Consider the following 13,996-nt stretch of genomic DNA (forward strand, 5'->3'; position numbering starts at 1 on the left):
CCTTTTTCCAACCTGCTCCTTAGGCGGCGCTAAACAGTTTGTGCGGATCCATGACGAATTTCTTCGGCACTCCGGCATCGAACTCGTGGTAACCGCGCGGCGCGTCGTCCAAGCTGATCACCTGCACGCCGACGACCTCGGCAATATTGATCCGGTCCCACATGATCGCCTGCATCAGCTGACGGTTGTACTTCATCGTCGGGGTCTGGCCTGTGTGGAAGCTATGGGACTTGGCCCAGCCGAGGCCGAAACGGATGTTCAGGCTGCCATGCTTGGCGGCTTTGTTGACCGCGCCCGGGTCTTCGGTGACATACAGACCGGGGATACCGATATTGCCGGCGACCCGCACCACACCCATCAGCGCATTGAGCACATCGGCCGGGGCCTCGTGCTGCGCGCCGTCATGGCCGTGACCACGGGCTTCGAAGCCGACCGCATCGACCGCACAATCGACTTCCGGCTCACCGAGCAGGTTGGCGATTTGCTCGTGCAACGGAGTGTCCTGGGTCAGGTCGGCGATCTCGAAGCCCTGGGCCTTGGCATGCGCCAGACGCAGCGGATTGACGTCGCCGACTATCACCACCGCCGCACCCAGCAGACGGGCGGAGGCGGCGGCAGCCAGTCCGACCGGACCGGCACCGGCGATATACACTGTGCTGCCAGGGCCGACACCGGCGGTCACCGCGCCGTGGTAGCCGGTCGGCAGGATATCGGAGAGGCAGGTCAGGTCGCGGATTTTCTCCATCGCCTTGTCGCGGTCGGGCAACTTCAGCAGGTTGAAGTCGGCATACGGCACCAGCACGTATTCGGCCTGGCCGCCGACCCAGTCGCCCATGTCCACATAGCCATAGGCACCGCCGGGGCGCGCCGGGTTGACCGTCAGGCAGACGCCGGTGTGCTGTTCCTTGCAACTGCGACAACGGCCGCAGGCGACGTTGAACGGCACCGAGACCAGGTCACCGATCTGCACGTTTTCCACGTCACGGCCCTTCTCGATTACCTCACCAGTAATTTCATGGCCAAGCACCAGCCCGACCTGGGCCGTGGTCCGACCACGCACCATATGCTGGTCGGAGCCGCAGATATTGGTCGAAACCACGCGCAGGATCACGCCATGGTCAATGCGTTTGCCGCGCGGGTCTTCCATTTTTGGATAGGGGATGGTCTGCACCTCAACCTTGCCTGCGCCGAGATACACGACACCACGATTACCAGACATGCTTTCACCTCGCTTTTGTTGTTGTGAGAACACGGCCCTTGTACTGCGAAGGGGCGCGCGGCCTTACAGTGCGGCGGTATATGTCTTGCGTTTGCGCGTGAATGCAGATTGGTTGGAAGTCACCTTCCAACGACGCGTGATTAGCAGTCATCGTATCGATCCTACGCCTGGTATCAGCACTCTGCGAGGGCATTTAGCACCCAATCACCTGGCCTCACCTGAGTCCAGCTACATTACCGGTGAGTTGCTGGTGATCGATGGTGGCAATTGTCTGATAGAGAACAAAGCACCCAAGTAATGAATGCGTTGCCCGCCGCAAAAAATTGCGGCGGAGGAGAGTAAGTGACTTCCTCCGCCGCAATTCAGGCTGATTCGATCAAAACGGCAGTGGCAGTTTCGCCGTGCGCCCCCCATCCACCACCAGCACCTGCCCGGTGATGAAGGCTGATGACTCCGAGGCCAGGAAAACGACTGTCCCGCCAACATCGGCCGGCAATCCGGTACGTCCGACGGGATGAAGGCGCAGGAGTGCATGGCGCGCCGCACGCGGATCAGCTTGAGCGGCGAGGTACGCATCACTCAACTCGGAATTGATCCACCCTGGAGCAATGGCATTGCAGCGGATGCCGTCTCGGCCGAGATCGATTGCCAAGGCTCGGGTCAGCCCATGGATGCCGGCCTTGGAGGCACAGTACGCGGCATGTTCAGGGTTGGCGCCTATCCCTTCGATCGAGCCGATGTTGATGATGCTGCCACCGCCTCGCTGACGCATCTGGGGCACCAACGCTTTGCACAAGAACGCTGGCGCCCGCAGATTGACAGCCATCATGCGATCCCAGTCCTGTTCGGTCATATCATCAATGGATTTCTCGAACATGAACCCGGCGTTGTTAACCAATACATCGATTCCGCCAAGCTGCTCCTGGGCAAACTGTGCAATCAAATTGGGTGACTCCATCGAGGCGAGATCAGCCTCGACGAAATAGACTTGAGGGTGATTTTGCAAGTCGGCGTCCAGTGCCTGGCGCTGAGCGATCAACACAGAAGCTCCCGCCTCAAGCAATTGTTCGGTGATGCCTCGGCCAATCCCTCTGCCGCCCCCGGTCACCACTACATTCTTACCATTGAGCATCGCTACCTCTCCTTAGCCGGACACCGGCTTGGCGCCTGTGACTTCTACCGTTTCGCCGGCGATGTACCTGGCCTCGTCGGACGCCAGAAATGCGATGACATCCGCAATGTCTTCAGGCTCGGCGATACGGCCTAATGGCACGCTCTTGTTCAGTTCTTGCACGGCCTTGTCCGGATCCAGGCCACGACGCGCAAAGCCGCTGCGTATCATCGGGGTATTGATTTCGTGCGGGCACACGGCGTTGACGCGAATGCCCAAGGGCGCGCAATCGCGGCCCAGATTCTTGGTTAAAGCCGCGACGGCCCCTTTGCTTGTGCAGTACGCCACGTGGGCGGGGCCGGGATAAATGCCCCAGACAGATGATGTGTTGACGATTGCGGCGCCTGGGCGATTTTTCATGTGCGGTATCGCGGCACGGCAGATGAAGAACACCGCATTCAGGTTTACACCCATGGCGTCAAACCACATGTCGTCAGTGGTTTCCTCTATCGTGCCGCGGGGAATGATGCCCGCATTGTTCAATACGATGTCGATCCCCGAAAAAGTATCGACGGCAGTCTGGACAATCGCTTCGCAATATTCCTTTCGGCGTAAATCGCCTGCTACATAGTGCACTTCGGCGCCCAAGTCACGGACTTTGGCGGAAATTGATTTGCAACCGGCTTCGTCAAGATCAGACAAAACAAGCTTTGCGCCTTCTCGGGCGAACAATAATGCTAACGCTTGTCCGACACCGCCGGCAGCGCCAGTAATGACCACCACTTTATTATTGAATTTCATATGGCAACCTACTTGGTAATTTTTTGGCGGAGCCATTATTTAATTTCAATGGATAGAAACGTCCAGCAACTTTTTTACCGGGCCAAGGATAACCTGACGTTATCCAAAATTTCTGAATCGAAAATTTTGAATCGTGCTCAGAGCGGTTGGAATGGGGCGAAATGTAGTTTCACTGTCAGCCCATTCTCTGCGGGAGCATTGATCATGGCCATAGCGCACAATCCCGCGGAACGTCAGCTGTTCATAATGTGAAGTAATCATTTATCTATCTAAAATATCATTATGGCCAGGGAGTCTCCACTGCTAAGGTTTTCTATAAGTAGAAAGCTACAAATTTGCAGTTTACAAACCTCATCGTTTTTTACTGGCAACACCTGGGCCATTGAATGCACAGAGTTTGAGCGCCTAATGAATAAAAATAAATAACCGCCAGTAAAGTCTTTTGTTTGCACACGCAGCAAACAACCTCTTGGCAAATCCGCCGACTAATAAAAAACCTAAGACAGGTTGTATACCCCCAAATGACTAGGAGAGTCGAATGACGCTTACATTACCCAAGACCATGCACGCTGTGCTTCTGAAGGGGCATGGGGGTACTGAGCAGCTTGAATACCATACAGATGTGCCAGTGCCTCGCCCTGGTGCCGGCGAAGTCTTGATAAAAGTCGGCGCTGCTGGAGTCAATAACACCGACATCAACACGCGTATTGGTTGGTACTCCAAACAAATAACCGGTGACACCAATTCGGGCGGCGCTTCCGGGTTCGCTAAGATCGACACTGAGGACGCATCCTGGTCCGGTGTTCCGCTCAAGTTTCCGCTGATCCAGGGTGCCGATTGCTGCGGACGCATTGTTGCGGTTGGCCAAGGGGTGGACGATTCTCGAGTCGGACAGCGCGTGCTGGTACGCAACATGCTGCGAGCACCGGTTGAGAATCGGCCGTTCGAGTGCTGGACCTACGGTTCGGACTGCAATGGGGCTTTTGCGCAATTTACAGTAGCGCCGGCAGCGGACACCTGGCCGGTGAACAGTGATTGGAGCGATATAGAATTAGCTTCGATTCCATGTGCCTATTCAACCGCCGAACTTTTACTCCAGCGTGCAGTCGTCAGTGGCGCCGACAAAGTACTGATCACCGGTGCAAGCGGCGGTGTGGGATCGGCTGCGGTCCAATTGGCGAAATGCCGCGGTGCCGAGGTGATCGCAATTACCAGCGCAAGCAAGGCGGATCAAATTCTGTCTCTGGGCGCCGATCGCGTAATTCATCGAGACGAAAACCTGGTTGAGACGCTTGGAGAAAACAGCGTTTCCGTGGTGCTGGACCTGGTGGGTGGGAAAGATTGGCCCGCGCTGTTGCAAGTGCTCAAGCGGGGTGGTCGTTACGCTGTTTCGGGTGCTATCGCTGGCCCAATCGTCGAGCTGGATCTACGAACGCTTTACTTGAAAGACCTCACGTTTCATGGCTGCACTTTCCAGGAGGATGCAGTTTTCAATGAGTTGGTCAGTCATATTGAACACGGTCGTATCCGTCCCTTTGTCAGCAACAGTTATCCGCTGTCCGAAATTGCCACGGCACAGAATGATTTCATAGAAAAACGTTATGCGGGAAAACTGGTATTGGTGCCACCACAGGAGAGTGTTTGTGAAGATCATTGAAATTGAAGTTTATCAAGTCGATCTGCCATACGCTGGCGGCGTTTACAAGCTGTCAGGCGGCCGTACTTACACAAGTTTTGACTCCACGATAGTGTGTATTCGCACAGATACTGGCCTTGAAGGCTGGGGCGAGTCGACACCCTTCGGCCCGAACTACATTGCAGCGCACGCCCTGGGGGTGAGAGCGGGTATCGCCGAAATGGCAGACATGCTCATCGGCCGGGATCCCCGACAGGTTGATCGAATCAACGATGTCATGGACAGCACCTTGATGGGCCACCTCCATGCAAAAGCTGCAATCGATGTGGCTTGCTGGGACATCCTGGGTAAAGCGGTGGGTATGCCGGTTTGTGAACTGCTGGGCGGTAGTACAGGACAGTCCATGCCGATCATCGACTCAACTTATGCCGGCGATCCTGAAGACATGCGTCGTCGAGTTGCTCAGACTCGAAAGCAAGGATACCTGGGGCATTCGGTGAAGGTCGGCGCGACACCGGAGGAGGGTGGGCCCGCGCTGGATGCCGCGCGCATTGAGGCATCACTTGCAGATGCCCGCCCCGAGGAATACTTCATCGTTGATTGCAACGGTGGCCTGACGGTAGAGCATGCATTGCGCATGTTGAAACTGCTGCCATCCGGGCTGGACTTCGTCCTTGAGGCGCCGTGCGCCACCTGGGCTGAGCACATGTCCCTGCGCCAGCGAACCAATGTGCCGCTGATCATGGATGAGCTGGCGACGGATGAGGCTTCGGTGATGCAGCTGATCAGCGAAAAGGCTGCAGACGGTATTGGTCTGAAAGTTTCCAAACATGGCGGCCTGACCAGAGCCCGACGTCTGCGCGACATGTGCATGACCTCCGGCTTGACGATGAGCGTTCAGGAGACCGCTGGCTCACAGGTAGCGTTCGCTGCGCTGACTCACCTCGGGCAATCAATCCCACACCGAAATCTGCGCTGCGTGCTTGATACGCGCGATATGTATCCACCGGTCACGGCGCTCGTCGACATTCCCGTGGTGGATGGCCGTATCCGTGCCCCGCAGACCCCAGGGTTGGGCATCACGATCAATCGGGACGTCATCGGTGAACCCGTAGCGGTATATCGCTGAGTTAATCTCCAGCAGCGCGGCGCATGAAGGACTTCGTGCGCCGCGTTTTTTTGTGTGTAATTCGTGCCTTTTCCGCCAGTGGATCGACTCGGGGGCTCGCAAAAGCGCAGCAATCACGAATATGTTAATTCGTATAAATGTTTTATTGACTAAAAAATAATATCGGGTAATTATTTTCCTGCATCTGCTCTCACGCAGAGTCATTTTCAGGATCAACCCGATGAGTCAGAACACCGTGCCTTCACTGGCCAGTCTTTACGTCGAGACTAATGGATCGTCATTCGACGCGCGCCTCGCACCGTCGCTTATGCAGGGCTTCCCGGCCGAGCCGGAACGCCGCGTTACCTGGCACAACTGGATGCGCCCACCGTTCAGTCAGTGGGGTTTTCGCAATCTGGCGCGCCTGCGTCCCTCCATTGATGTGCAGGCGGGCTCCGGGCCGGTCAGTACTTTGCAAGAATCACCACAAGCGCTGGATGAGCTGCACTTCGACAGTGAGTGTGGTGTGGGTGTCAGCGTCATCGATCATCTGGTGGCCAGTCAGACCGATGCCTTTTTGGTGATGCAGGGCAACACGGTGCTGTTCGAGCGCTACTTCAATGGTCAACAGCCCCGGGACCGGCACATCATGTTCTCGGTAACCAAGTCACTGATCGGCACCCTCGGTGAGCAGCTGGTCAGTGATGGCGTACTCAACCCAACGTTGCCTGCTGCGTATTACGTGCCTGAATTGGTGGGCAGCGCGTTTGGTGATGCCACGGTACGCCAGCTGTTCGACATGGCCGTGGGCATCGAGTACAGCGAGGTCTATGACGACCCCAACTCGGAGAGTTCTCAGTACGGCTATGCCTGTGGCTTTCAGCCTGCACCTGCGCAGTACGCCCAGTTCGAGTCGCTGTACCAGTACCTGCCGTCTCTAAAAAAACGCGGCACCCACGGTGGCTTTTTTCATTACGTGACCGCCACCACCGAAGCCTTGGCCTGGGTCATGGAGCGCGCCTCGGGCAAGGCCTGCGATCAGTTGCTGCAAGAAATCTGGAAGCAGTTGGGATGTGAGCGTGACGGCTACTTTATGGCCGACCCCTGGGGACGCAGCGTCGCCGGTGCCGGGTTCAGCGCCACCTTGCGTGACATGGCTCGTTTCGGCCGCCTGCTGGCCAACGATGGTCGCCAGGATGGACTGCAACTGCTGTCGACCGAGACGGTTGCACATCTCTTTGCCGGCGCCGAGCCGGCGATCTATGCCGAAAACTCCGAGTTCTCCAAATGGACCCCCGGCGCTTCCTACCGCAGTCAGTGGTACGTCTTCAACGACCACAGCCAGGCGATCATGGCCGGTGGCATTCATGGCCAATACCTGTTCGTCGACAAGCCGTCCGGTGTGGTGATCGTCAAGCAGTCATCGCTGACCGAGGCTGTCGGCCCATTCGATGCTGACAGCGTGCGCATGCTGCGTGCCATCGCCGCGCACCTTACTCACTGAAACGCCCCATAACGACAAGAAGTTTGCGTCCTATCCGCCTGGCTCGGCCAGGTGTTGGCGGCGCTCTGCGCCGCCATTTCACTGCCCTGTAACAACAATAATCACACAGGAGCTTCATATGGTTTCGATGACGCGTTGCTCTCGAGCGCTCTTAGCGTTCGGCTTACCCTTGACCACCCACGTTGCGTTGGCGGGCTACACCTTCGAGGACGGCAACCTCAAGGGGGAGGTCAACTTCACCGCTGGCGGTGCGACCCTTTCCACCCGAAACGTCAACTTCGGCAGCGGCCGCGTCGATATGCGCAGCGGCAAAAATGACGGCACGAAAATCGACTGGCAGGAGTTCTACGTAAAGCCAGGTATCAAGCTGGACTATTCGCTGCAGTCCGACCTCAGCCTGCTGGCCGGCGGCTCGCTCGTGGCGGCTACAACCTTTGGCGATGGCGATGCCGGCGGCTTTACGCGCAGCTCTGACGGTGATGTGGCCGCCGAAGAGCTCTACGGCGGTTTCCGCGCCGGGGAATGGACGCTGACTGCCGGGCGCCAGAACTACATGATCGGCACTGGCTTCATCGTCATGGACGGCAACCTTGACCAGCTCGATGACGGCGCCTACTGGCTTGGCCCAAGAACCGCCTTCAAGGATTCTGCGATCCTGGCCTGGGATCATGGCGCGGTGAAGGCCCAGGCTTTTAGCTTGCGCACCGACGACGATCTGGGTGACTTCCGCATGACGGGCGCCAACCTGGATTACAACCTCGACGACCAGGTGACACTGGGCGCCATGGCGATGAAGGTTCATGCGCTGGGCCCCAAGGGCAGCACCGCCCCCCGATTCCGGGACGGGATGCAGGTGTACAACGTAAGGGCACTCAACGCCAAAGTGCCGGGCGTGCCCGCCCTGACGCTCAACGCCGAATACGCGCTGGAGAAAGGCAGCGGCGAGGGCGTCGATTACGATGCCAAGGCTTGGTATGGTCAGGCGGACTATGCCTTCAATACCTTGCCTCTGACGCCGGTTATTGGCTATCGCTACGCCAGTTTTTCCGGCGATGACAACCTTACCGACAACCGTCAGAAAGCCTGGGATCCTTTGAGCAAAGGCTTCATCGACTGGAGCACCTGGCTGGTGGGGGACATCGTCGGTAACTACCTGTTGTTCAACAGCAACGAAAACGTTCAGCAGTTCTCACTCAAAACTCACCTGAACCCAACCCTGACCCTCGGTGCGATTCACTATCAGTTCTGGCTGGACGAGAAAAACTACATGGGCGCATCCGTCAACGATCGGCGCTTTGCCGATGAGAGCGTGGTTTTCCTCGACTGGACACCGACTCCGTCGTTCTATACGTCGCTGTCGTATAACTGGGTCAAGCCGCTGGCCGCTGCCAAGCAAGTATTCGGCGATGATCAGAAATTCAGCGCGCTGGAACTGTACTTCACCTACCGCTATTAAGTGTCGCGAGCCATCGCGGCCGCGTAGGAGTGTTTCACCATGAACAAGAACGTACGCAACACCCTGTTGTCCGTTGCGCTGTCGTTGCTGACGGCGAGCGTTTCCCAGGCTGAAGAGCGCACGGTGCGGATCTATAACTGGATCGAGTACCTGCCACCGGAGATCCTCAAGAGCTTTCAGGAGGAAACGGGGATCCGTCCGATCTATGACGTGTTCGACAGCGTCGAGACCCTGGAGTCCAAGTTGCTCACCGGCAACTCTGGCTATGATGTGGTGTACCCCGGCAGCGCCAACCTGAGCCACTTGATCGCGGCGGGTGCCGTCCTGCCTCTGGACCGCAACCAGCTGCCGAACTGGCAGCATCTGGACCCGGAGTTCATGAAATCCCTGGAAGCGGTAGGTGACACGGGCAACCGCTACGCTGCGCCGTACCTGTGGGGTACCACGCTGATCGGTTACAACGTCGACAAGGTCCAGCAGATTCTGGGCGCCAATGTACAGATGAACACGTGGGATATGATCTTCAAGGAAGAGAACCTCGCCAAGCTGGCCGGTTGTGGAGTCGGTTTCCTCGATGCAGCCAACGAGATCGTGCCCATCGCTTTGCACTACAAGGGCCTCGACCCGAACAGCCAGAAGCGCGAGGACTACCCGCAGGCTCAGGCGGCGATGATGAAGATTCGCCCTTACGTCACCTACTTCAACTCGTCGCGCTACGGGATGGACTTGGCTAACGGTGACATCTGCATCGCCGTGGGCTGGTCGGGCGGCGTGGCACTGGCCAAACAGCTGGCCGATGCCGCCGGCAAGGGTGTCAGGGTGGAAATGGCGTTACCCAAGGAAGGTGCGCCGATGTGGTCAGACGTGATGATGGTGCCGGTTAACGCCCCCCACACCAAGGAGGCCCACGAGTTCATCAATTACATCCTGCGCCCGGATGTGATCGCCCGGATCAGCAACAAGATCGGATACCCCAACCCCAACAAGGATGCCACCGCGCTGGTGAACGCCGACATCCGTAATAACCCCAACATGTATGTGCCGGACGAAGCGCGCCAAACCCTGTTCGCCTTACAGCCCATGCCGCCAGCCGTGGAGCGGATCCGCACTCGCACCTGGACCAGCATCAAGACCAACCGCTGATCAATGTAGCCCGGCGCTTTTGTGCCGGGCTGAACGCTGTTGAGTACTGCCTCTGTTAACCCTTGTCGCTGGTGCGCATCGCCGGTCGGACACATGTGGATGACAGGCAGCGCAGCAGGGTGAGACGGATCTGCTTCTAATAGGCGACAAGTATGTCGCCATTTTTTTGTGTGAACGCGAGGCACAGGAGACGCACCATGTTTGTCACTTTACGAGGCAGAATTATGCGCGGTGTCGGAGCAGGTCAACCGTTCGGTCGGTCGGATCCGGCAGCTCAGCGAGGACCTGACGCTCAGCGCACGTGAATCGGCGCAGGAGATCGCCGATGTCAGTGGGCAGGCCACTGAGCAAGGCCGTTTGCTCGAGCGTTTCAAGACCTGAGGTGAGTCGGACTTCGTTTTGTGGCTGGTCATGCCAGCCACGTGCCCAAGCTATCACGTAGAGCCAGTCTCAAAGGCGACTGGCGAGGTCCAATCGTTCAAGGGTTTGAGTATCCAGCCCCAGCTGCGTCGAACGCGCCAGGCTATTCAGTTGCTCCAGGTTGGTGGCACTCGCGATGGCAGAGGTAACGCCGGGTTGGTGCATGACCCAGGCCAAGGCGATTTCCGCAGGTGAGACCTGCTGTTCCTGCGCCACCTGATGCAGAACGTGCAAAATGCCCATGCCGCGTTCATCGAAATACTTTTCCAGGTCCTCGCGGCGAGCACTATGAGTCAGGTCATTCAGGCCTTTGTATTTGCCACTGAGGAAACCCGAGGCCAGGCTGAAGTAAGTCAGGACCTCGCAGCCCTCGGCCTGGGCAAAAGAACGCAACTGCTGTTCGAAGTCATGGCGATCATAGAGGTTGTACTCCACCTGAAGGCAGGCGTAATGGGGCAGGGCGTGACGATCGGCAGAGAATTTAGCGGCCTGCAGATCTTCCAGGGTGTAGTTGGATGCGCCGATCGAGCGAACCTTGCCGCAGGCGATCAACGTGCCGTAAGTCTCCAGGGTTTCCTCGTGTGCTGTCGAGGCATCGGGGTAGTGGGAGAAGTACAAATCGATGTAATCGGTTCGCAGTCGACGTAGCGAATCATCCACGGCTTGCAGGATTCTGCCTTTCGATAGCCCGCGCTGATGGGGCGAGAGTTCGGCCCCGACCTTGGTGATAATCTTCACTTCACTGCGTCGGTGGCTGTTCTGACTCAGCCATTTGCCAATGATGGCTTCCGACTCGCCGCCGCTATTGCCACTGGCCCACATGGAATAGGCGTCTGCGGTATCGAAGGTGCTGATACCGAGTTCAAACGCAGCGTCGAGTAGCTTCAGCGAATCTTGTTCGTTGACGGTCCAGCCAAAGACATTGCCGCCCAGCACCAGGCGCGAACTCTCCATCGTTGAATTACCCAGATAGTCTTTTTTCATGCTGGTCCGCCGTTCGATTTAATAATCAGCCCTCTGGCTTTTGGCGTTCAGCCAAACACCCTGCGAGGTGATTGCATCCGTGTGTTTTCTCAGGCCCGCATGCCGTAAAAGAGCAGCTCGGTGATGTTCCTTACCTGAGCGGAGTGGGACTCGATATCCGGCTGCTCCTGGTTGACCAGCCTGAACAACTGCAGGTGTGAATAGTCGTTCAACAGGAAAGCGGCCAAGTCGACGTCGAGGTCGGCGCGAAGTTTGCCGGCCTGCTGCAATTCTCTGAGCAACCCACTGATTTCAGCCCTGAGCGCATCGTTCATGGCGCGATAGCCTTCGGGCAGCCCGTTGTCGCCGCCAAACAATATCAGTGGCAGCAGTTCACGCCAGAGGCTGGGGTGCATGACCTCCAGTGCGTAACCGGTCAGCCGCCGCTCCAGGTAACACATGGCATCGACCGGGTCCTCAATGTCAGGCATCTGGCTGCGGGTGTCCTTAAGTGCACGCTGGTCGGCGTCGTGCAGGATTTCCAGAATGATTTCCTGTTTGTTACCGAAGTACTTGAACACGGTGGGCGCCGACACCCCAGCCTGGTTGGCGATCTGTTCGATGGTGGTGTTCTGGAAACCCTGGCGCTCAAACAGTTCGATCGCTGCCTTGCTGATGGCTTGGCGTCGTTCGACTTTCTGACGTTCACGTAGTCCGCTCACGGGAGATCCTTGTCGCTATGAATAAGGGGGGCGGATGTCGCCCAATCATTTATGCAAAATACTTAATCGAGTAAAATTTTTAAAGCGCTAATTTCTGTAGTGCGTTCTTTCACTGTAACGAAAGCCTTCGCAGGCGAAATGATCTGTTACCTGGATACCGTTATTCACCCATTTGGGGCGCGCTGGGCCATTTCGTAGCACACGGTGAGTATCACGCTCATCTGAAGATCATCGGTTTTTGAGTAGAAACTCCTTTCCAATTAAGAGCTTGAGGCTGTTCTAAGCGGACTGGCACGGTTTCTGCTGTTTTGGATCTATGGATAATTGGATACAAAACTGCAAAAGGTGATTTTATGCAATTCGCTCCCACCTACGTTGAACGCCAGCCCCTGACCGCTGAAGAGGAGGCTTACAACTTTCTGCTGGAAGCGATCTGTGGCGGTCGTTACCGCAAAGGCGACCGTCTGATCGCTGAGGACATTGCCAGCGAAATCGGCATGAGCCGGATGCCGGTGCGCGAAGCCTTTCGCCGTCTCGATGCTCAAGGCCTGGTCACCCTGAGGCCTAACCGCGGGGCCATTGTCAGTGGCCTGGATTTCGACGAATTGCACGAAGTCTTCGAGATGCGCAGTGCCCTCGAGGGCCTGGCCATCCGCGTGGCCGTGGCCAAGATTAGCGAGCGTCAGCTGGCGGCTCTGGAGCGCATGCTGGACGAGATGGATGACTACCGCGATGAAAGCGCCGAGTGGGTCAGGCTTCATCGTGCCTTCCATGAATACCTGTGCAGCCTCAGCGGCCGTCCTCGGCTGATGAAGCAGATCTCGGCTCTGTATTCGCTGATCGAGGCGCCGATGCGGCTGTGGCTGCAACACAGCGAAAAACCACTGAGCGCTCGCCAGGAACACGCGGTGATCCTGGACGCCATTCGCTCAGGCGATGTCGACCGGGCCGAGACCGTGGTGCGTCAGCATATCGAGGGCACGGTGCCGGCGCTGATCCAGTTCCTGCAATCGGAAAAATAGAATCGGGCTTAAACCCGACAGTGTTTTGACTTTGAGTACTGCCCCGTTACTAAACAACAGGAGTGTCTCGTCATGCATAAACGTCATATGTTACTTGCCGCTGTATCCCTCGGGCTCTGTACACAGTGGGCGGTTGCCGCGCCCCAAGTGCCGGAGCGACTGCAAAAGGCCGACAAACTCACGTATTGCTCGGGCATGGATTCACCGCCCTTGGTGTCTTTCGACGAGGCGCAAAAACCCAAGGGCCTGACGGTCGATCTGGGGCTGGAAATCGCCAAGCGGCTGGGGGACAAACCGGTGCAATGGCGGGTCATTCCCTTCTCCGGTTTGCTGCCGGCATTGCTCGCTCAGCAATGCGACATGATCGTCGATCAGCTGTTTGACAAGCCCGAACGGCGTGAGGTGATCGACATCGTCAACTACATGTATTCCAGCCAGTCAGTGGTAGTCCCCAAAGGCAATCCAAAGGGCATCAAAACCCTGGAAGGACTGTCCGGGCACAAGGTAGCAGTGCTCAACGGCTCGACAATCAAAACCTTGCTGGACGCCGAGAACGAAAAGCTGACCAAGGCTGGCAAGACACCCATGAAACTGGTGGTCTATAACAGCGACACCGACGCCTTTCAGGCGCTGCGCATCAGTCAGGTAGACGCCTACGGTACCACCGTGGAAACCGCCGGTTACTACGCTGCCATGGCGCCCGATCTGTTCGAGGAAGGGGTGCCGGCCTTCAGCCGGATCCTCACCGGCTTGGGGATTCGCAAGGATGATCCGCAGCTCACCACGGCGGTACAACAGATCATCAGTGATATGCGCAGCGACGGCAGTTACGTGCAGTTGCTGAGCAAATGGCATGTTTCCAGCGACACACTCGACTGAGGCGAACGCTCG

The 13,996-nt window shown here is 57.3% G+C and carries 13 protein-coding genes and 1 pseudogene; 9 read left to right on the plus strand and 5 right to left on the minus strand.

The window, feature by feature from the left end:
- Positions 1-19: 19 nt before the first annotated feature.
- The gene (gene fdhA, locus ABIE16_RS09480) at positions 20-1,219 is read right to left on the minus strand and encodes a formaldehyde dehydrogenase, glutathione-independent (RefSeq protein WP_019690396.1); all 1,200 of its coding nucleotides are present in this window, start codon (positions 1,217-1,219) and stop codon (positions 20-22) included.
- Between the two features lie 208 nt (positions 1,220-1,427).
- Between fdhA and ABIE16_RS09485 the strand changes: the two are divergent.
- Positions 1,428-1,517 (plus strand): annotated as a pseudogene (locus ABIE16_RS09485) (short-chain dehydrogenase); the annotation flags it as partial.
- A gap of 78 nt (positions 1,518-1,595) precedes the next feature.
- Here the strand turns inward: ABIE16_RS09485 and ABIE16_RS09490 are convergent.
- Both ABIE16_RS09490 and ABIE16_RS09495 read right to left on the minus strand, forming a co-directional pair.
- Entirely contained in the window at positions 1,596-2,351 is a 756-nt protein-coding gene (locus ABIE16_RS09490; RefSeq protein WP_150813136.1) for an SDR family NAD(P)-dependent oxidoreductase, read from the minus strand.
- A 12-nt stretch (positions 2,352-2,363) separates the two neighbouring features.
- Positions 2,364-3,131 carry an SDR family NAD(P)-dependent oxidoreductase gene (locus tag ABIE16_RS09495; RefSeq protein WP_429520964.1) on the minus strand — a complete coding sequence of 256 codons (768 nt, stop codon included), beginning with the start codon at positions 3,129-3,131 and terminating at the stop codon, positions 2,364-2,366.
- A 538-nt stretch (positions 3,132-3,669) separates the two neighbouring features.
- On the opposite strand from ABIE16_RS09495, the gene ABIE16_RS09500 reads away from it, so the two are divergent.
- The 6 genes from ABIE16_RS09500 (at position 3,670) to ABIE16_RS09525 (ending at position 10,359) form a co-directional block, all read left to right on the plus strand.
- Positions 3,670-4,788, plus strand: coding sequence for an alcohol dehydrogenase family protein (locus ABIE16_RS09500; RefSeq protein ID WP_429520965.1), 1,119 nt, complete (start codon positions 3,670-3,672; stop codon positions 4,786-4,788).
- On the plus strand, positions 4,775-5,896 hold the full coding sequence (locus ABIE16_RS09505) for a mandelate racemase/muconate lactonizing enzyme family protein (protein WP_429520966.1): 1,122 nt from the start codon (positions 4,775-4,777) through the stop codon (positions 5,894-5,896). The genes ABIE16_RS09500 and ABIE16_RS09505 overlap by 14 nt, the downstream gene beginning before the upstream one ends.
- A gap of 220 nt (positions 5,897-6,116) precedes the next feature.
- On the plus strand, positions 6,117-7,379 hold the full coding sequence (locus ABIE16_RS09510; RefSeq protein ID WP_429520967.1) for a serine hydrolase domain-containing protein: 1,263 nt from the start codon (positions 6,117-6,119) through the stop codon (positions 7,377-7,379).
- A gap of 118 nt (positions 7,380-7,497) precedes the next feature.
- On the plus strand, positions 7,498-8,835 hold the full coding sequence (locus ABIE16_RS09515) for an alginate export family protein (RefSeq protein ID WP_429520968.1): 1,338 nt from the start codon (positions 7,498-7,500) through the stop codon (positions 8,833-8,835).
- A gap of 39 nt (positions 8,836-8,874) precedes the next feature.
- On the plus strand, positions 8,875-9,978 hold the full coding sequence (locus tag ABIE16_RS09520; RefSeq protein WP_349734112.1) for a polyamine ABC transporter substrate-binding protein: 1,104 nt from the start codon (positions 8,875-8,877) through the stop codon (positions 9,976-9,978).
- Positions 9,979-10,179: 201 nt separating this feature from the next.
- The gene (locus ABIE16_RS09525; RefSeq protein WP_349734114.1) at positions 10,180-10,359 is read left to right on the plus strand and encodes a hypothetical protein; all 180 of its coding nucleotides are present in this window, start codon (positions 10,180-10,182) and stop codon (positions 10,357-10,359) included.
- A 69-nt stretch (positions 10,360-10,428) separates the two neighbouring features.
- Here the strand turns inward: ABIE16_RS09525 and ABIE16_RS09530 are convergent, their stop codons facing one another.
- Both ABIE16_RS09530 and ABIE16_RS09535 read right to left on the minus strand, forming a co-directional pair.
- A complete protein-coding gene (locus ABIE16_RS09530; protein ID WP_429520969.1) occupies positions 10,429-11,382 on the minus strand; it encodes an aldo/keto reductase in 954 nt (317 codons plus the stop codon).
- An 89-nt stretch (positions 11,383-11,471) separates the two neighbouring features.
- Positions 11,472-12,083, minus strand: a complete 612-nt coding sequence (locus tag ABIE16_RS09535; protein ID WP_349734118.1) for a TetR/AcrR family transcriptional regulator — start codon at positions 12,081-12,083, stop codon at positions 11,472-11,474.
- A gap of 353 nt (positions 12,084-12,436) precedes the next feature.
- Between ABIE16_RS09535 and ABIE16_RS09540 the strand changes: the two genes are divergently transcribed.
- A complete protein-coding gene (locus ABIE16_RS09540) occupies positions 12,437-13,105 on the plus strand; it encodes a GntR family transcriptional regulator (protein WP_349734119.1) in 669 nt (222 codons plus the stop codon).
- A gap of 72 nt (positions 13,106-13,177) precedes the next feature.
- Positions 13,178-13,984 carry an ABC transporter substrate-binding protein gene (locus ABIE16_RS09545; protein ID WP_349734121.1) on the plus strand — a complete coding sequence of 269 codons (807 nt, stop codon included), beginning with the start codon at positions 13,178-13,180 and terminating at the stop codon, positions 13,982-13,984.
- Positions 13,985-13,996: the final 12 nt, after the last annotated feature.

It is taken from the genome of Pseudomonas sp. 2725, from assembly GCF_050434585.1.
Taxonomy (GTDB): domain Bacteria; phylum Pseudomonadota; class Gammaproteobacteria; order Pseudomonadales; family Pseudomonadaceae; genus Aquipseudomonas; species Aquipseudomonas jessenii.

Bases quoted from the DNA above. Each gene is read 5' to 3' on its own strand.
- ABIE16_RS09510 (WP_429520967.1), top strand. From the start codon at position 6,117: ATGAGTCAGAACACCGTGCCTTCACTGGCCAGTCTTTACGTCGAGACT.
- fdhA (WP_019690396.1), bottom strand. From the start codon at position 1,219: ATGTCTGGTAATCGTGGTGTCGTGTATCTCGGCGCAGGCAAGGTTGAG.
- ABIE16_RS09540 (WP_349734119.1), top strand. From the start codon at position 12,437: ATGCAATTCGCTCCCACCTACGTTGAACGCCAGCCCCTGACCGCTGAA.
- ABIE16_RS09545 (WP_349734121.1), top strand. From the start codon at position 13,178: ATGCATAAACGTCATATGTTACTTGCCGCTGTATCCCTCGGGCTCTGT.
- ABIE16_RS09495 (WP_429520964.1), bottom strand. From the start codon at position 3,131: ATGAAATTCAATAATAAAGTGGTGGTCATTACTGGCGCTGCCGGCGGT.
- ABIE16_RS09515 (WP_429520968.1), top strand. From the start codon at position 7,498: ATGGTTTCGATGACGCGTTGCTCTCGAGCGCTCTTAGCGTTCGGCTTA.
- ABIE16_RS09520 (WP_349734112.1), top strand. From the start codon at position 8,875: ATGAACAAGAACGTACGCAACACCCTGTTGTCCGTTGCGCTGTCGTTG.
- ABIE16_RS09490 (WP_150813136.1), bottom strand. From the start codon at position 2,351: ATGCTCAATGGTAAGAATGTAGTGGTGACCGGGGGCGGCAGAGGGATT.
- ABIE16_RS09500 (WP_429520965.1), top strand. From the start codon at position 3,670: ATGACGCTTACATTACCCAAGACCATGCACGCTGTGCTTCTGAAGGGG.
- ABIE16_RS09530 (WP_429520969.1), bottom strand. From the start codon at position 11,382: ATGAAAAAAGACTATCTGGGTAATTCAACGATGGAGAGTTCGCGCCTG.